This is a genomic window from Methylomonas sp., from assembly GCF_023228165.1.
GTDB lineage: Bacteria > Pseudomonadota > Gammaproteobacteria > Methylococcales > Methylomonadaceae > Methylomonas.
In genome coordinates, this window is the sequence record NZ_JALOBS010000012.1 from 98,895 (window position 1) to 117,170 (window position 18,276).

The 18,276-nt window shown below is 49.8% G+C and carries 15 protein-coding genes; 6 read left to right on the forward strand and 9 right to left on the reverse strand.

Annotated elements, in window-relative coordinates:
- The first annotated feature begins 339 nt into the window (after positions 1-339).
- Entirely contained in the window at positions 340-4,488 is a 4,149-nt protein-coding gene (locus tag M0R33_RS10960; protein ID WP_292568700.1) for a hypothetical protein, read from the forward strand.
- A gap of 80 nt (positions 4,489-4,568) precedes the next feature.
- On the opposite strand, the gene thyA is transcribed toward M0R33_RS10960, so the two are convergent.
- The 5 genes from thyA to M0R33_RS10985 are packed head-to-tail and all read right to left on the reverse strand — an operon-like array spanning position 4,569 to position 8,721.
- Entirely contained in the window at positions 4,569-5,402 is an 834-nt protein-coding gene (gene thyA, locus M0R33_RS10965) for a thymidylate synthase (protein ID WP_292568702.1), read from the reverse strand.
- A gap of 56 nt (positions 5,403-5,458) precedes the next feature.
- Positions 5,459-6,013, reverse strand: coding sequence for a DUF2058 domain-containing protein (locus M0R33_RS10970; protein ID WP_292568704.1), 555 nt, complete (start codon positions 6,011-6,013; stop codon positions 5,459-5,461).
- A 4-nt stretch (positions 6,014-6,017) separates the two neighbouring features.
- On the reverse strand, positions 6,018-6,608 hold the full coding sequence (locus tag M0R33_RS10975; protein WP_292568706.1) for a Uma2 family endonuclease: 591 nt from the start codon (positions 6,606-6,608) through the stop codon (positions 6,018-6,020).
- A gap of 46 nt (positions 6,609-6,654) precedes the next feature.
- Positions 6,655-7,875 (reverse strand): hypothetical protein, encoded by a 1,221-nt coding sequence (locus M0R33_RS10980; RefSeq protein ID WP_292568708.1) that lies wholly within the window; start codon positions 7,873-7,875, stop codon positions 6,655-6,657.
- 3 nt (positions 7,876-7,878) lie between these two features.
- On the reverse strand, positions 7,879-8,721 hold the full coding sequence (locus M0R33_RS10985; protein ID WP_292568710.1) for an outer membrane protein assembly factor BamD: 843 nt from the start codon (positions 8,719-8,721) through the stop codon (positions 7,879-7,881).
- Positions 8,722-8,804: 83 nt separating this feature from the next.
- Here M0R33_RS10985 and rluD point away from each other — a divergent pair, with 83 nt between their 5' ends.
- The 5 genes from rluD (at position 8,805) to M0R33_RS11010 (ending at position 14,688) form a co-directional block, all read left to right on the forward strand.
- Positions 8,805-9,755, forward strand: a complete 951-nt coding sequence (gene rluD / locus M0R33_RS10990) for a 23S rRNA pseudouridine(1911/1915/1917) synthase RluD (protein ID WP_292568712.1) — start codon at positions 8,805-8,807, stop codon at positions 9,753-9,755.
- Positions 9,736-10,458 (forward strand): peptidoglycan editing factor PgeF, encoded by a 723-nt coding sequence (pgeF, locus tag M0R33_RS10995; RefSeq protein ID WP_292568714.1) that lies wholly within the window; start codon positions 9,736-9,738, stop codon positions 10,456-10,458. Before rluD ends, pgeF begins: the two co-directional genes overlap by 20 nt.
- A gap of 2 nt (positions 10,459-10,460) precedes the next feature.
- Positions 10,461-11,285 (forward strand): ZIP family metal transporter, encoded by an 825-nt coding sequence (locus M0R33_RS11000; protein WP_292568716.1) that lies wholly within the window; start codon positions 10,461-10,463, stop codon positions 11,283-11,285.
- A 276-nt stretch (positions 11,286-11,561) separates the two neighbouring features.
- A complete protein-coding gene (locus tag M0R33_RS11005; RefSeq protein WP_292568718.1) occupies positions 11,562-12,341 on the forward strand; it encodes a VPLPA-CTERM sorting domain-containing protein in 780 nt (259 codons plus the stop codon).
- A gap of 388 nt (positions 12,342-12,729) precedes the next feature.
- Entirely contained in the window at positions 12,730-14,688 is a 1,959-nt protein-coding gene (locus M0R33_RS11010; protein WP_292568720.1) for an alpha-amylase family glycosyl hydrolase, read from the forward strand.
- 43 nt (positions 14,689-14,731) lie between these two features.
- Here the strand turns inward: M0R33_RS11010 and M0R33_RS11015 are convergent, their stop codons facing one another.
- The 4 genes from M0R33_RS11015 to M0R33_RS11030 form a co-directional block, all read right to left on the reverse strand.
- The gene (locus M0R33_RS11015; RefSeq protein WP_292568722.1) at positions 14,732-15,493 is read right to left on the reverse strand and encodes a hypothetical protein; all 762 of its coding nucleotides are present in this window, start codon (positions 15,491-15,493) and stop codon (positions 14,732-14,734) included.
- Between the two features lie 463 nt (positions 15,494-15,956).
- On the reverse strand, positions 15,957-16,451 hold the full coding sequence (locus M0R33_RS11020; RefSeq protein ID WP_292568724.1) for a DNA polymerase III subunit chi: 495 nt from the start codon (positions 16,449-16,451) through the stop codon (positions 15,957-15,959).
- On the reverse strand, positions 16,409-16,621 hold the full coding sequence (locus tag M0R33_RS11025; protein WP_292568726.1) for a GDCCVxC domain-containing (seleno)protein: 213 nt from the start codon (positions 16,619-16,621) through the stop codon (positions 16,409-16,411). Before M0R33_RS11025 ends, M0R33_RS11020 begins: the two co-directional genes overlap by 43 nt.
- Entirely contained in the window at positions 16,618-18,102 is a 1,485-nt protein-coding gene (locus tag M0R33_RS11030; protein WP_292568728.1) for a leucyl aminopeptidase, read from the reverse strand. Before M0R33_RS11030 ends, M0R33_RS11025 begins: the two co-directional genes overlap by 4 nt.
- Positions 18,103-18,276: the final 174 nt, after the last annotated feature.

Genomic DNA, 18,276 nt, shown 5'->3' on the forward strand with positions numbered 1-18,276 from the left:
AAAAATCGCTCCCAACTACCCGGTCTTGGGGTGAGGCTTTTATTGTCCTCTGGCTCTGATGGCATTCGCCCATTCCCAACTCGGCAGGTCTTCGGCTTCATAATGAGCCCTAGATCCCGTCAGGTACTTTGGAATGTAGGTGTTACCTTTTATGCCATTATTGCATTTTATCCACGCAATTCGTTGCTGTTCATCCCTGTCTTTGTGGATTTGATAATTTAGGGGTAAAACGTTGCCAACGACCCATAGCAGTCATTGGCATCATATCTCAACAAAAAATACACATTGTTTTTCGTCAATTAATACAATTAGAATTCTTTCTGGATAAAAATCCCATTAATGAATAACTCAGGCGCAAAAGCTGCATTAAAAGGCTACCGATTCCAAACGTTATACACTTTAGTTGAAATCCTTGAATCCAATCACAGTGATTACGTATTTCAACCTGAAGGAGAGGAAGACTTAGCGATAAGAAAAAATGGCGAATTAACTCGTGTGATTCAAGTAAAAGCCAGAAATGAAAAGTTGACGTTATCCAGTTTTAACCCCGATAAGAAAGATTCATTTTTCCACAGGGTGTCCGATTTGCTAAGTACGCATTCTGGTTTATCTATTGAAGTCGTCTGCTTTGGGGAAATCGGCAGTGAAATAGAAAAAGCGTGGTCAGGGGATGTGAATACCCGTTCTTCAATCACTGAAAAACTTAAAAAGCATGGTATTGACAAACAAAGGATTGAAATATTTTTCGAAAAAATACATTGGCTTGTTGTATCGGAACAGGATTTGCAAAGTAGGCTGCAAAACCATTTAACCCAAACAATGACCGCTGGCGACCCTAGCAGCGCTTTTTCTTTATTATTGGCTTGGCTTTATTACGCTGCCGAATATAAAGAAAAAATCACCAAGCAGGATTTAATTAATAAGATTAATGCTGTTGGTAGATACTTGTCAGAAAGAGCCGCACACCATCAGGAATGGTTCAAATCAATAAAACCTTTAATTGAAGAAGACCAAGCCCATCAACAAGAGCATCTTGCAAGCGAATTTTATAAGGGTGTTTCCTCCCGTTTTAGCCACATTCAAGCGGGCTTGGATATATCCCGTTCAGAACAAATAGACAAGATTGAGCAGGCATTCCTAAACGGGAACCGAACAGTCATTGTGCATGGCGCTTCAGGGCAAGGTAAAACAACGCTGGCTTATCGTTACTTGCATGATTTTGTTCCCGAAGAGTGGCGTTTTCAAATCAGTTTTATCGACAGCCGAAGCCATGCCGAAAATATTGCTTCGGCAATAGCCAATCATCTCTCTGTTTTTAAAGCTGATTTGTATCTTTATATTGATGTATCGCCGCGAGACTTGGATTGGACAGCACTAGTCAAAACGTTATTGGATAAACCAAACATCAAGATTCTTGTCACGATCCGCGAGGAAGACTTGGCTCGGCAAAATGTGCCAAATGTTGAGTTGGGCTTTCCTCTGAGTGTGCCCTTAGATTTTAATCAATCAGAAGCGGAAAAAATCTACCATAACCTGCTGGATAAAAAAGTAGCTAATCCATACCCATCCTTTAGGGATGCATGGCATCGGTTCGGCGGCAATGGGGCGTTACTCGAATACGTTTATTTTCTTACCCAAACTGAATCGCTCAAAGACCGATTGGATTTTCAGGTCAAACGCTTACGAGAAGAAATAAGGCAATCAAGATTAGAAACGGACACCTTAAAAGCATTGTTTTTCTGCGCGGTAGCAACCGCTTATGAATCGCGCATACAACTGGCTGAATTGGTTAACGTCATCAATTTATTCGATCCATCAGGTACGTTCGGGTTGTTTGAAGAGGAATATTTAATCCGCTGTTCGGATGACAAAAGATACATTGAGCCATTACACCCATTGCGCTCAAAATTACTGGTTGAGGTTATTAGCGATCCTGCGTTCAACCCGTGGATAAACGCAGCAACAGCTGTGCTTCCGTGCATAATGGAAGCCGATTTGGAAAGCTTTTTATTGTACGCCTTTGCCGAACATCCACTGGAATATTCGGCTATTTACCAAAAGCTTGCAGGGCTAACACTTCATAGTTGGCGAGGTTACGCAGGGGTTTGTAAAGCGTTAATTTGGTATGGCATTTACGCTTATGTCGAAACCAATAAGGAAGTAATCGAGCAAGCCCGTTTGATGGCGGGCAACGGCGGCTGGAAATTTCTGTTAAGACCTGATCTAACGAATGTGTTGGATGAAGACCCTACCGAATCCATCTTAGAAATGTTGGGTAAAAATAATCCTGAAAAACTGGCTGAGATCAAGCGTCTTAGAAATCAGGTATCGTCACCAGACATTATTTATCAAGGTTTGAAAACTTGGCTAAATAACACGTCATTTGACCTAGCTAAGCCAGAAAATGAAACCGATTGGCTTGGTTTGAGTGAAATCCTATTTTGGTTAGACTGGTTAAAAATTAGTGAAAGCTATGACGCAAAATGGCTGCTAAAAAGTGGCTTAGTTTCAGAAATATCAACCATCGCTTGTTTGTCAGAATTAACGTTGGCCCTTTATCATTACAACAAGCAAATCTACAACAGCTTCATCCATTCCAATAAATTAGAAATTGAAAAGCTATTTCAAAAACAAACCAATACCTTGTGGCTAGAGCAGAAACCAGAAAATCCAATTGCTCATTATGTTGTGCCGATGGAATCGGCTGATGACAGTGCCAAACAAAATTTTTCAACGCGACTAAACGAACAAACAGTTTACCGCGCAGAAATTCTTAGAAAGCTATTTCCTGAAGCGAAAAAGTTTGGTGGAATAGGCTACGGACATCATTTCCCCTTTATAGAATTACCTTATGACGAAGCAAATAAGCCAGGTATTTTGAAATCATCATTCCCAATAATGCCCTTAGTAAACATCAATGCAACTTATGCAAATTTAGCAGATTATTCGAATCGTCCAGATGATTGGAAAATGTATGCTGAAAACATTATTTCAACCAGAAAAAAAATCATTGCCGGTTTAACTTGCCTTAATAAAGCGTTAATCGCTTTTTTTAAAAATCGTAAGCCACCGCCGATCATGGGTTGGAAAATAGATGAAGGCTATTGGGAAGAATTGTCGAGAATCAATATGTTGTCCTCCATGCTCCCAAAACTAGCAGTTGACCCCTGGGGATACACTAGCGAAGGCACTAAAAATAATTCAGAAAATTCCCACTCAAATCGCCCAACGCAAATCAATGCCTCGGTGATGTTAGCCGAATATAACAATTATCAAAAAGCATGGGGCGACTATTTACACAGCATTATCAATTTTGTTACACAATCCCATCTTGTTTTAACAGTTAATGGTTTTATCGGACATCGACCAAAATATGAACATGCGTTGGTATATCAAAAAGCCGAAGAACTTGGTCATTCCTGTTCTCCGCACCATATTCACCTAACCGTAGTAAATCTCAATAATGCAAAATGTGAGTTAACGAACTTTCAAACGGAATTTAGCAATAGGTTTAAAGTCTTAGTTGACATATCCACTTTAAAAAAGCTTGAAGAACAAGAAGCAGCTAAACTCGAAAAAGCCTGGCATCTGTGGTATCAATTTGCCCATCATCCCAACCAGTACTGGAAAGAAGCACCTGATGTGCGAGCAGCGGCAATTACCAGAAAAGTACAGACTGATTTAATAAGCGGCGTCAAAAAAGCACTAGTCAATAATCCGGATTCTGGATGGCAAGCCAAGCTGCTAAGTGACACCTATTGCTATGAAGAACAACCTGCTTTGTGGATCAGCTTGGAATTAAAGGATTTAACTTCATTAGAAAGTGCATACGCCAAAGTTATTGATGTACTGATTGGTGCAATTCGCCCTCTTGAATATAAAGATTTAAGGTATTTTGTACTGACTAACCATTGGCAACATATCGTTATTATTCCAATGCTACAGGGGTTGACTTTAAATCATATTGCTTGGCGAATATTAACTAGTTCATTTACAGGTGATGACCCCGTCTTATCTGACGATAAGGTATGGTTAAACATTCCGATAGCACTTCCTGAAAACGCTGTAAATTACTTTCAATTTGAACAAATAAAAGATGATAACTTTGAAAAAATTCAACTACTTAGTAAAGAGTTAGCTGAGCTGTATGCTGCGACTTCTCATCTATCAAATTTCATTGAGATCTCGAAAAAACTGAACAGTGTAGGCCTAGATATACTTCAAGGTTATTTATCAAAATTTCATAAAAAGCTTGCTGAAAATATATCAACCGTTGATGCCATCATAATGGATTTAAAAAATGGAATGAAAATTAACGATGATCTTAAATTAGAAGCATTGGAGCTATGCGAAAACGCGATATATCCTTATGGCAAACCAGATGATGATCAAATAATAATTAATTTGGATGATTGTAAAGAATGGTCAACACTTATTAATGAAGCTATAAAAATGTTACAAGTAGCTGAATGGAGCTTATTCACATAGAGTTCTTAACAAGAAAATCCAAATGTAAACGTCTGCTTTTGGCCGATCTTTGCCGATGACAGTAATCAAAACGGAATATATCAAACCGAAATGGGGGCCTTGATGGCGGCGTGGGATTGATAATTGACAATTTCGAAATCCTCATACCGATATTCGAAAATAGAGTCCGGCTTGCGTTTGATTTTCAGCGTAGGCAGTGGAAACGGCTGCCGGCGTAACTGCAATTGGGCTTGCTCGATATGGTTCAGATACAAATGCACATCGCCGCCGCTCCAGACGAAATCGCCCACCTCCAAGTCACATTGTTGCGCCAGCATGTGCGTTAGCAGGGCATAGCTGGCGATATTGAACGGCAGGCCTAAAAAGGTATCGCAGCTACGTTGATAAAGCTGGCAGGATAATTTGCCGTCCGCGACATAAAACTGAAACAGCGCATGACAAGCCGCCAAGGCCATTTTGCCGTTGCCGGCATTGGCTTGCGGCGATTGCGATTCGTCCGGTAAATCCGCCACATTCCATGCCGATACCAGCATGCGCCGACTGTTGGGCGTGCGTTTTATCTGCTCGACGATTTGGGCGATCTGGTCGATGGTTTCGCCGTTGCCGGCCGGCCAGTTACGCCATTGGGCGCCGTATACCGGCCCCAAGTCCCCCTTTTTATCGGCCCATTCGTCCCAAATGCTGACACCGTTCCGGTTCAGGTAGGCAATATTGGTGTCGCCGTTTAAAAACCATAGCAGTTCGTGAATGATGGATTTCAGGTGGACTTTTTTGGTGGTGACTAGCGGAAAGCCTTTTGCCAGATTGAAGCGCAGCTGATGGCCGAAAATCGACATAGTGCCGCTGCCAGTACGGTCGCCTTTTGGGTGGCCCTTGTCGAGTATGGTTTGTAGTAAATCCAGGTATTGCTGCATGGCGGGTCGGAAAAGTTTTAAGAAGATAACGCGTTAACAGCGCGCATCGGATCGGCTTACCACATCAAATCATCAGGAATCTGAAACGCCGCATAAGGATCGTCTTCTACTGCTACATCTTGCGTGGCTTGATTTAACACCACAACGGCGAGGACATCTCTATCCTGGATTTTGCGAGCGACTTCTGCGGGTACGATTTCGTATCCGGAGCTCAGATGGACAATGCCGGCGCGGCCATTGATGAGTGCTTCGCGGACTTTTTCCGCTACATACACCGTTTTGACCTTATTCTCATGATTAAATTGGTAACTCAGGCCGTTATTGTCTTGCTCGATTTTATTCAGCAGGGTGATTTGTTTGATTTGCGCGGCCAGGGCTTTTTGCTCTTCGATCTGCTTACGCTGGCGGTTCAGTTGCCGGTCGCGTTCGATTTGCTGTTGGCGGGCTTGCTCGGCACTGAGTTTGATGTCGTCGACGATTTCCACGCCGTTATTGCGCTGCAATTTGTCTTGTTTGCGCTTTTCGGCTTTGACTTGTTTGGCTTTGGCTTCACTAGTCAGGCCGGATTTCAGCAATTGGGCTTGTAAGGGATTGAGTTGCGGTTTTTTCATGGTGTCAGTCGTCGTGAATCAAATAGGGCGTCATCGCTTCCCAGTCTATGTCGAGGCCCGGTATTACAGCTACCGGCGTGCGGCCTTCCAGTTTAAACATATCCGGTTTGCCGTATTCGCCGTTTTGCAAGCGATACACGGTGAGAATGCGGTCGGTCGGATGCACCAGCCAGTATTCCAGCACGCCATGGCGCTCGTAAATGCGGCGTTTTTCGATCTGGTCGCGGCTGGCGGAGGCAGGCGAGAGCACTTCCACCACCCAGTCCGGCGCGCCGCGCACGCCGCGTCTGTCCAATTTGTCCGGATCGCAGACCACCAATACGTCGGGCTGCACCACCACGTCGGTTGCCTCGTCGGCCTCACCATGGCGGGGCAGGCGCACATCCAGCGGCGCCACCAACGCGCGGCAGGTTTTGCCTTGCAATGCGTTTGCGGTTTGCCGGAAAATTTCGCCGACTACATCCTGATGCGACAACAGCGGCGCCGGCGTCATTATGAATACCTCGCCATCGATCAATTCGCAGCGCACGTCGTCGGGCCAGGTCAGGTAGTCCTTATAGGTGTAATGTTTGTCTTTTTCCAGTGCAAAAGCCATGGCGGGGCCTCCAAGATCAGCGTTTGGGCAAGCATAGCACAAGCTTTTATTGACCCAACAGTTTACCGCTGGCGTATTTCTGCCACCAACTTAACGGGCGGGTGATCGGTGTGGGGCAGCGGTCGTAGCCTTGATATTCTATGCCACGGAATACTTCGTTGCGCAGCCATTGATAGGCGGCGGGTGAACTTTCCTGCAAGCGCTCCGGAATTAAAATGTATTGCGCCACCAGTTCGGCCAGTTTTTCCTGAGTGTTACCGTCGTAGCGGCCGTCGTTCACTTCGTACAAATATTCGAATGCTTCGAACCATTTCGACGGCCACAAGGCCAGTTTGGCCTCGGCGATGATTTTCATGATCTGTTCGTCGTTGGAAATCTTGTGGTACTTGTAAAAAAAATACAGGTCGTCGGTGCCGTTCCAGAAGTGAAAATTATCGATGGTATGGGCGATTTCATGCACGACGATGGGCAACCGGAAATCCACCAGATATTGCACATCTATGTCCCGGTAACTGCCGCCCTCCTTGCCTTTGTCGAATTCCTTCACGGTAAACACGATCAGGTTTTGACCGCTGAATACCTGGGCCACGGTGCGGGAGCGAAAGCCAACGCCCGGCACCAGCGTCAGCGGGTGAGTATGATCCTGCCAGATGCTGGTGTTGTAATCTTCCTGAAAGGCGTCGTGTATCAGTTCCTGAATGGCGGTGGGTTTGTCGGCGAGTTCCTTGTCCAGATTTTCAACCGGTTTGGCTTTGCTGATGTTTTGCCTTAAAAAGGCCGGGATTTTGCGAATGGCTTTTTCGAAGATGCGCAGATGATCGGCGTCGAAGCGTTTAACCTGATAGCGGTAATCCTCGCTGTGCTTGATCACGGTCTTGGTGTCGTAAAACAGTGCCAGAGCCCGCCAGGCGGCATCTTTATCGCCCCAATATTTTTCCAGTACGCACAAATCCGCCGAAATATGCTTTTCGCAATCGTCCTTATAACCGGCCAAATCCGTCAGATGCTCGGGGTTGGTGTGGTCGGTTAATACCGCCACCGCCTGTTGGCGTAGATTGGGATGGTTGTTTTCGTAAAAATGAATGATGTCCGCCAATCGTTCGGTTGGGGTGAATTGCTGTTCGCTGGTGGCGCACAGCAGCTCGGTATTGGTCGACAGGGTGAAAAAGCGGTTTTGAAACAATGCTTGCGGGCCAGGCGTTGCCGCCAAGGAGGACAGACTGCACAGCATGATGCCGGTGGCCCATAGGGAATGAGGACCGTTCAAGCCTTATTTATCCAAGCCGATCGTATCCCAGGTTTCTTCCATCAAGGTCTTTTCCTTGTAATCGGCTACCGGGATACCGTTAGGGTAATTAAGCTTAAACACCCGCTCGGTATCGGCGGCCAGATCGTCCATGCCCAGTTTGGTATAGGCTTCCTGCATAATCACCAAAGCATGCGGCACCGCCGGGGTGCGCTGGTACTCTTTGACAATATGGTTGGCCCGGTTTACCGCCGCCACATAGGCTTTGCGACGCAGGTAAAAGTCGGCGACATGCACTTCGTACATGCCTAGATTATTCCGCAAGGCCACCATGCGCAGGCGGGCGTCCGGCACGTATTTACTTTGCGGGAAACGCTGAATCAATTCCTGAAAATTATCGTAAGAATCCTTGGCGTTACCGGGGTCGCGCTGGGAGGAGTCCGTGGGCAAAAAACGGTCGATAAAGCCGATACCTCGGTTGTAATTGACCAGGCCTTTCAGATAATAGGCATAATCAACGTTGGGGCTTCTGGGGTGGACTTTGATAAAGCGGTCCACGGCGGCCAGCGCGGCTTCCGGGTCGTCGTTTTTGTAATAGGCGTAGGCGACGTTCAATTGTGCCTGGGCGGCATAATCGCCGAACGGATAACGGGCTTCCAAGGCTTCATAAAGCGTGATGGCTTTTTGATAATGTTTATTATCCAGTGCTTCCTTGGCCTGTTGGTGAAATTTGGCATCGTCCCAGCCGACGTACTCATCTTCCTTGGCGGAATTATCCTTTTTGCTGAATATATCCAGACTCTCGCAGCCCGGCAAAAAGCTAAGCAAACTGGCGATAAAAACGGTTTTTACTAAAAGTAATCGCATAGAAAAGACAACACGTTGTAATATTGTGGGTTTTTTGCGGTTAAAGGCAATACCAAAGCCGCGAGTATATCTTAAAATCAACTATGACGATATTAACCGAACGGGTTCCCGAACAGCTGGCTGGCATGCGCCTGGATCAGTGTCTGGCGGAAATATTTCCCGACTACTCCCGCAGCAAGCTGCAAACCTGGCTTAAAGACGGTCGGGTTCTGGTTGACGGCGAGCAACGCAAAGGCCGAGAAAAGATGGACGGCGGCGAGGAAATCGAGCTGGATGCGGAAGCGGAGCAAGTGGTGGAATATGACGCCGAAGACATTCCGTTGGACATCGTTTACGAAGACGAAGCGTTGCTGATTGTCAACAAACCGGCCGGGCTGGTGGTGCATCCGGCGGTAGGTAACTGGACCGGAACGCTGGTTAACGCCCTGTTGAATCATGCGCCCAATCTCGATACGCTGCCGCGGGCCGGGATCGTACATCGTATCGATAAAGATACCAGCGGTCTGCTGATGGTGGCGAAAACCCTACAGGCGCATAACAGTCTGGTCGAGCAGCTGCAGGAGCGCAGCATACACCGCGAATATCTGGCCTTGGTGAAAGGCTGGATGACCGCCGGCGGCACAGTCGACCAGCCGATTGGCCGCCATCCGGTGGATCGCAAGCGCAACGCGGTACGCCGCGACGGCAAAGAAGCCGTCACCCATTACCGTTTGGAACAGCGTTTCAAACGCCACACCCTGATACGGGTCAAGCTGGAAACCGGTCGCACCCATCAGATTCGGGTACATATGGCGCATATCAATTATCCGTTGGTCGGCGATCAAACTTACGGCGGCCGGTTTCAAATGCCTGCCGAATGTAATCCGGCCTTGGCCGAGGCCTTGCGGAATTTCAAACGCCAGGCGCTGCATGCCACCAAACTGGGACTGGATCATCCGGAATCCGGCGAATATATGGAATGGGAGCAACCTATGCCCGAGGACATGCAAAACCTGATCAAGCTGTTGGCGGAAAATGAACTGGATCAAGCCTGATTGGCCTTTGCCGGCACGGGTGCGGGCCGCCACGACTCTACGCAACGGCGGTGTCAGTGTCGGCAGCTATGCCGGTCTGAACCCGGCCGGCCACGTCAACGACGACCCGGGGCATGTGCTGGCCAATCGGCGCATCATTAGAGAGATGCTGCAATTACCGGCCGAACCGGTCTGGCTGCAACAGGTGCACGGTATCGAGGTGGTGAAAGCCGATCGAGCGCATGGCCTGCCTGAAGCCGACGCCAGTTATACCGATCAAGCCGATACGGTTTGCGCGGTGTTGAGCGCGGATTGCCTACCGGTATTGTTTTGCGGTGACGACGGCGAGGTGATCGCCGCGGCTCATGCCGGCTGGCGCGGTTTGCGGGCCGGTGTTATCCAACAAACCTTATCGGCGATGCAATGCCGCGAGGTATCGGTCTGGTTAGGACCGGCTATCGGCCCGCTAAATTTTGAAGTAGGCGACGAGGTGCGGGACGCTTTTGTCTCCGGCCATTCAGCGGCTGTACAAGCCTTTAATGCCAACGGCCCCGGAAAATGGTTGGCGGATATTTATCAACTGGCGCGCCTACAGCTGGCAGCGCTGGGGGTGGAACACGTTTATGGCGGCGGTTATTGCACGGTGGCCGATGCGCGGTTTTATTCCTACCGCCGCGATGGCGCCGCCACCGGCCGGATGGCCAGTCTGATCTGGAGAGATTGAATTTGAGTACTTTATTATTAATCGTCATTTTTACCGCCATCGGCGGTATTTTGAGCGTATTGGCGGCCGGGGTGTTTTTATTGTTGCCGGAACAAAAAAGACAAAGCCTGTTGCCGCACGGCATCAGCTTTGCAATTGGCGCGTTGCTGACCGGGGCGTTTTGCGGGTTGATTCCGCATGCTTTCGAAGAAGTGGCGGCAGAAGACATGCAAATGCTGTCGGCGACCATATTGATCGGCATTTTGTTGTTTTTCGTGCTGGAGAAACTGCTGGTTTGGCGGCATTGTCATTCCAATGCCTGCGAGGCCCACGGCGAGGATTCGCACGACGATCATCACGGCCACCGCCAGCAAAACGATCAGGGTCGCCGGGTGGCCGGCATGTTCATCATTTTGGGCGACGGCATCCATAATTTCGTCGACGGCGTGTTGATCGGCGCGGCGTTTTTGACCGATCCCCAGCTGGGGATAGTGACCAGTCTGGCGGTTACCGCCCATGAAATACCGCAGGAAGTCGGCGATTTCGCCATCCTGCTGCACAGCGGCTATACGCGCGGCAAAGCGTTGTTTTATAACCTGCTGGCCAGTTTGACCACGGTGATAGGCGGTGTGTTGGCCTATTTCAGCCTCGGCAACCTGGATCATATCCTGCCTTATTTCCTCACCCTGGCGGCTTCCAGCTTTATCTACATTGCCGTGGCGGATTTGATCCCGTCCTTGCACCAAAAAACCGATATCAAGACGTCGCTGCAACAGATCGGCTTTATTCTGGCCGGGGTGGCATTGATTTTGGTGATGCAAACTATCGCGCATCGGTTCGAAGGTTAAATTCAGCGAATGCAGTTGTCTGTTTTCAACCCGGCCGGGTTGAATCGCGGCTGCGATGTGTCATATCTCATATTTTTATGGCATATGCCCGATTTTTCAGCTGGATAAAAAGGGCGCTGTTCGTTAAGTTTTTGTATTTCATTGTTTTTAATGTTGGCGTGAAAAGTGGTTATGGAACTTACACCGAGAATCGCCTAAGCACCCCGACGGTCGGTGTTTGACGGCCAATCAGTGCCGGTTCTCGTGTCTGGCATAACAACATCAAGGGTTTGAAATATGAAACAGCACATATCATTTCTGGCATTAGCCGGCATATTAGGTACCGGGTTTGCGAACACGGTCGCGGCGAATACGCTGACATTTGCCGGCACGATCAATCAAGTTGCGGGCGGCACCTCCTTCGATACCTGGAAATTCATTATCCAGAGTGCCGGAACATTTACGGTTGATCTGGCTGCCTATGAAGCGACGCAAAGCAGCACCTCAAGCGCCGGTTACGTAAGCCATGACATCAATGGCGACGGCGAATTGACTTGGCTGGATCCCGATACTCATTTCTATCAAGACGACGGACATCTGGATGCCATTGATGCCTTGGTCCGTTGTGATGATACCCAGAACAATTGCGCGGTTTATCAGAATGGCCTTGACGCTAGCAGCAGTCCGGTCGTGGTGAACAGCCATCTACAATCCGAATCGGCATTGGACGGAACGGTACATTTTAGGCGCGATCCTTGGTTTGATACCACTTTCGCCGCCGCGGGCAATTATCTTTTTCTGGTTGCCGATTACAGATTAACGCCGGCGGAAGCAGAAGGCGGCTACAACGGCTTCGGCGGTAGCCCCGACTCGTTTTCAGCGCCGTCGGGATTTGTCGAACCGATCCTGGATCATGCCGATTATAAAGTGACGCTGAGTTCCGATACCCTGAATTTCTCGATCAGCGGAAATACCATTACCGTCACGGCGGTGCCCGTACCTGCCGCTTTCTGGCTATTCGGTTCCGCGTTGGTAAGCATGGGTGCAATCGGTCGCCGTAAGCCGGTTGCTGTTTAAAGCCGGGCAATTATTTCGCCGAGATTTTGTTCATAAGGGGCGGGTTACTTGATTCGCCCCATCATTTTGCTGCTCAGGTGCTCGGTAGCGGCGCCTCCGGCGGCTGCAGAAAAGTAGCGTTCCCCTGCTTGGAATTTTTGAGGAATAGGTTCGAATGGCTTTCTAAGCATGGCGCATGCAAACTTAGGATGGTGCGGGGCAGATGATTGAAAATGCAATTGACTGATATTCTTAGTTAGAAAAAACGGTTGCTTTCGTTGTTTACTGCTCGCATACTTAAGCCAATTTAAATCAGGTAGTTACGCTTATTCGCGCTTGAACGAATAGCGCAAAACCGGCAACTAGCGTGAATGATGGTCGTTGCTTTTCTTCACAATCCGGAGAGTTTATGAACAGCATGCGGACCCTGACACTGGAATATATCGATAATCTCACAGCGATGGGCGGTAATCTGCTGGAGACCGGTGCCGGCGCCACTTTTCGGGTTTGGGCGCCGGCGGCTAGGGAAGTGCGTTTGCTTTGGGATTACCGCAAAACGGCTTCAGGATGGCAAAATCACCGGGAGGCCAAGCTGCAAGCCACGGCAGACGGCTATTGGGGCGGTTTTGTGGCCGATCTTACCGCCGGTGAGCGGTACATGTTTTATGTGGTTGGGCCGGTGGGCGGTAGCGAGGGGTTAAAACGCGATCCCTATGCTCGCGAACTGAGTGCCGAGCCAATCTGGCCGGATTGTCAGTGTCTGTTGGTCGACCCGTCAACATTTCCCTGGCACGACCATGACTTTCGGCCGCCGGCCTTTGATGAGCTGGTCATTTACCAATTACATATCGGGGTTTGGTTCATCCCGGCGGGCCGTAATAACGGTACTTTTCTGGATGTGGCCGGGAAACTGCCGTACCTGCGTTCGCTGGGTATCAATGCCATTCAGCCATTGCCCATCGTCGAATTTCCGGGCTTGTTCAGCGTGGGTTATAACGGGGTAGATTACTTCTCGCCGGAAACCGATTACGGTGTCAAGGATGATGATCCGGCGCTGGACCGCTATCTGGCATCGGTCAATCAGTTGCTGTATGACATCAACCCTCACCTGCCCTCTTATAGGCTGCAAGATATTCAAGGGTCCGCCAATCAACTCAGAGTAATGATAGATCTTTGCCATTTGCACGGTATCGCCGTGATATTGGATGTGGTTTACAACCATGCCGGCGGCGATTTTGGCGACCAGGGTATTTATTTTTTCGACCGCAAACCCGACGACAGCCAGGACAACAGTTTATATTTTTCCGATCAAGGCTGGGCGGGCGGATTGGTATTCGCCTATTGGAACGACAAGGTCAAACAATTTCTAATCGACAATGCCAAATTTTGGTTGCAGGAATATCACTGTGATGGTTTTCGCTACGATGAAGTCAGCGTGATAAAAAATAGCGGTGGCGAACAGGGCTGGCGTTTTTGCCAGCACCTGACCGATACCTGCCGCTTTATCAAGCCGCAAGCGATCCAAATTGCCGAATCCTGGCCGGTCGAGCAGGCAGTCGTCAGCCCGACTTGGCAAGGCGGGGCCGGTTTCGATGCCGCCCAGAGCGACGGTTTGCGCGAAGCCGTGCGCGCGGCTGTTGGACAGGCCTCCGCCGGCACCGGCGCTTTAGTCGATATGGGCCGGATTGCCCGGGAAATCGCCACGCCTAATTTGGACGACAAATGGCGGGCGGTGCAATGCACCGAAAACCATGACATCGTCCGTCGGGATAGAGGCTGGCGTATCCCCAAAATCGCCGACAGCGAAAACACGCAATCCTGGTATGCCCGCAGCCGCTCGCGGGTGGCGCTGGGGTTGACGCTGACCGCCGCCGGCATTGCCCATCTGTTTATGGGACAGGAGTTTCTGGAAGATAAGCAATGGAGCGATCAACCGCATAGCGGGCATGAGCTTGGTTGGGATAACCTCGGTCAAGCCCGAGTCGATTTTCTGCGTTTTAGCCGTGAGCTGATCGCGACCCGCAATCGGCTGCCCGGTTTGAAAGGCGGCGGACTGAATGTTTTTCACGTGCATAATCGAAATCGTATTTTGGCTTTTCATCGCTGGCTGCCGGGAGCGGGGCATGATGTGGTAGTGGTGGTCAGCCTCAACGAAGTCACATTTCACGAATATCGGCTAGGGTTTCCGCTACCCGGTTTTTGGAAAGAAGAATTTAACAGCGACCTTTACGATAACTGGATGAATCCCTGGATGGTCGGCAACGGCAAGGGTGTGTATACCTCCGGCGCAGCAATGCACGGTCTGCCGCGCTCGGCCAGTATCGCTATTCCGGCCAATGGTCTTCTGATTTTTGCCAAATCGCAGTGATTGCCGAATACTGTTGCGGCCACGCGGTTTATGTTAGCCCCAGCTAGTAGGCGGCTGGTTTATGCACAGCAGAACGACGGGATGCAAATAGCATAAATGCAAGCCCGGCGAGCAATAGGTTAAACGAGGCCGGCAGTGGCGCCGCAAAGGCCGCGTTGCTGGAGAGTAAGTTGGCGGGGGTAGAAGCGCTGTTGAGCGAACTTAAGCTGCCGCTGCCTACGCTGATTGTCCCGCCGTAACCAATTCTGGTCATTTCGACGAGTGATTGGGTAAATAGAATCGAAGCGGTTTGAAGCGAAACGAAACCGCCGTTATCAGCACTGATTGATCCGCCAGGAGACAAGATGGTGATTTCTCCCGGCGATGGTGTTAACGACGCCCTCGGCAATACAAGACCACTTTGGCCGGAAATCGATATGCCAGCCCCTAATTGTCCAGTATTCAGGCTTACGCTATCACCGGCACCTGCGGTATTCCAGATCAGCTCTCTATTTGGATTTAGCCAAATTATGGTGCCGGCTAAAAGTGTTCGCGGAACGACCGATTGTGCGATTGGACTACCGCCACTGGTTTGACGGAACTGCACCGCAGGCTGAACTGGATATGTTATGAAGTTGCTTAATTCAAGTCTGGCGAGCGGAGGCAACGGACGCGCGGTATTCACCGACAAACTTATATTAACGAGGTCGCTGCTGCAATTTGCCGGTTCATCCGCGCATGACAAAACCCCCGAATCGAATTCAAGCGAAGCTTGAACGGATGAAGATAAAAAACCGCAGATAACAAGCAATAAACCGGCGCGCATTCGGAGACTCCCTGACTAGTGTATTAGCTGAGTTTATTGGGTTATTGTTTCAATTCGGTGACATTGAATAATCGGTTAGGAAAGCGTGTAGGTTTGGTGCTTTAGATGTACGCCGGTTGCCGAAATTGCTGGTACGGTTTGGTTTTTATCGTAATCAACGGAGCCAAAACGCTTGAGACGGGGTTGCAAACCCCCGTCTCGCTTGGGGCCTTAAATACTGGTTTCATCCAGCCTCCCAAGCTCATTTGAGTAAATCGGAAAAACACGGCCAAAACTTAACGGTAAAGCCAGGTAGGTCACGTTGCCGCGATACGACTGCATGTATGCAAGGAGGTAGAGCAATGCAGGAGCAATTGCCGAGCGGTTACGTGACATAGTAGCGTAGCTTCGAAATTATCAGGGAAGGCTGTCGCGCACCCTGACCTACCGGGTGGGTATAGCGTAATCGGATAAATTACCTGACTCAACCACCCGTCCGCGTTTCAATCCAAACACCACCCTCATGCTTATGGGTAATAATCTCCAGTCCTGCCTCCAGATAATGCTTATAGCGCTGGCGACCGGCTTGCTTGCTTTCCTCGCTGTTATCGAGTATTTCCACGATGCGCTCGGTGGGGGCTATGGTGGGCGGGAAGTGGCTGGACAAATTGATGATGATTTTTTGCCAGTTTTCCGGAATGGCGTTGCCGCCGATCAGTATGGTGTTTTGATAGGCAGGTAGCTGATTCCCATACAATTGATGCGGCACGAAACTACCGGGGCGAAACGTCCATAATAATTTATCTATTTCATTAGCCTGTTCTTCATGCTCGGTCAACACATAGCAAAACTGGCCGCCGCGATAGATTTTGTCGATCAGTTTGCAGGCGAAGTCCTGGCGCTGGTGTTGGGAGCTGGAGGCCAGGACGTAAAAGACTACTTCGGGCACGGTTGGCAGCACGCTTGTTGGGGCGGGCATTTAACGCTGCCGTAGGAACAGAAGACGCAGCAGTCGCCGGGTTGGGGCCGCAACAGGGTATGGCAATGTTCGCACTCGTAAAACCACAGGCAGGCGTCGGTCGGCATGATTTCGGTTTTTTTATGCCCGCAGTGCGGGCAAGTCAGCTCCGATGCCTGTTCCGGTTTCATGCCGCGGCACGATTGATCAAATATTGGCTCAACAAGGCAACCGGACGACCGGTGGCGCCTTTGCCGGCGCCGGTGCGCCAAGCGGTGCCGGCAATGTCGATATGGGCCCAGCGGTATTTTTCCGCGAACTTGGACAAAAACACCGCGGCAGTGATGCTACCGCCATCCGGGCCGCCGATGTTGGCCAGGTCGGCGAAGTTGGATTTGAGCTGTTCTTGGTATTCTTCCCAAATCGGCATGCGCCAGATTAAATCGCAAGCGGTCTCGCTGGCGCTGAGCAAATCGTTGCAGAGTTTGTCGTCGTTACCGAACAAACCGCTGGGCACCCGGCCCAAGGCCACGATGCAGGCGCCGGTCAAGGTGGCCATATCGATCACCACATCCGGGTCGTATTTTTTGGCGTAAGTCAGGGTATCGCATAAAATCAGGCGACCTTCGGCATCGGTGTTCAGTACTTCGATAGTTTTGCCGGCCATGCTGGTGAGGATGTCGCCGGGTTTGTTGGCGGCGCCATCAGGCAGATTTTCCGAAGACGGAATCAGACCAACGATATTCAACTTAAGATTTAGCATGCTGGCCGCGCGCAAAATACCCAGCACGCTGGCACCGCCGCACATGTCATATTTCATCTCATCCATACCGGCGCCCGGTTTCAGCGAGATACCGCCGGCGTCGAAAGTCAGGCCTTTACCGACCAGAACGATGGGTTTGGCATGTTCATCACCGCCTTGGTATTCCAGACAAATTAGTTTGGCCGGCTGGCGGCTACCGCGCGATACCGACAAAAATGCGCCCATACCCAGGCGTTCCATGTCGCTTTCTTCCAGAATTTCGGCGTTCAGTTTGTCGTGCTGGCCGGCCAAAACCAGTGCTTGTTCGGCCAGGTAGGTTGGGGTGCAGATATTGCCGGGCAGGTCGGCCAATTGCTTGGTCAAGGCCATACCCTGCGCGATGGCGATGCCTTGCGCCAAGCCGGTTTCCGCCAAGGCTTGGTTGGCATCGTTTGTAACCAGGGTGAGCGTCTGCAATTGAACTTTATCGTCGCATTGCTTGGTGGAGGTATATTGGTACACGCCGTCGTTTATCACTTCCACAATCTGCCGTGCCAGCCATTCAGCGTCGGATTGGGCCAATTCGATATCCAGCAACGCTGCACTGGCGTTTTTGACTTTGCTGTCTTTTAAGACTTTAGTTGCCGCCGCCAGGGCTTTGCGGAATTGTTTGCGGGTGAGTTTGCCGTGTTCGCCAAAGCCGACTAAAACCACGCGTTGAATATGCTCAATCGGCAGATTATTGATTAATAAGGTTTCGGCGTTTTTGCCTTTGATGTCGCCTCGTGCGATGAGTTTGCCTATCAGCCCGTCGCATAGGCCGTCCAAAGCGTTAGCGGAAGGGCTAAGCTGTTGGTTTTCGTAAATGCCAACCAGCAAACATTCGCTTTGTAGTTTGTCTAAGGTTACGCTTTCTATAGAATAGTCCATGGCAGTGTCTGTACGTGTCGTAAATTGAAAGGCTTCCCGAATCCGGGCGTTTGCGCAAATTATACATGACAGCGCTGTTAACATCAGGCTGGACTGAGCCGATCTTACTGTATTCGGCATAAGAACGGATGAGCAGGTAAAACCCCATCAACCGAATAGAACCCGTGACGGGAA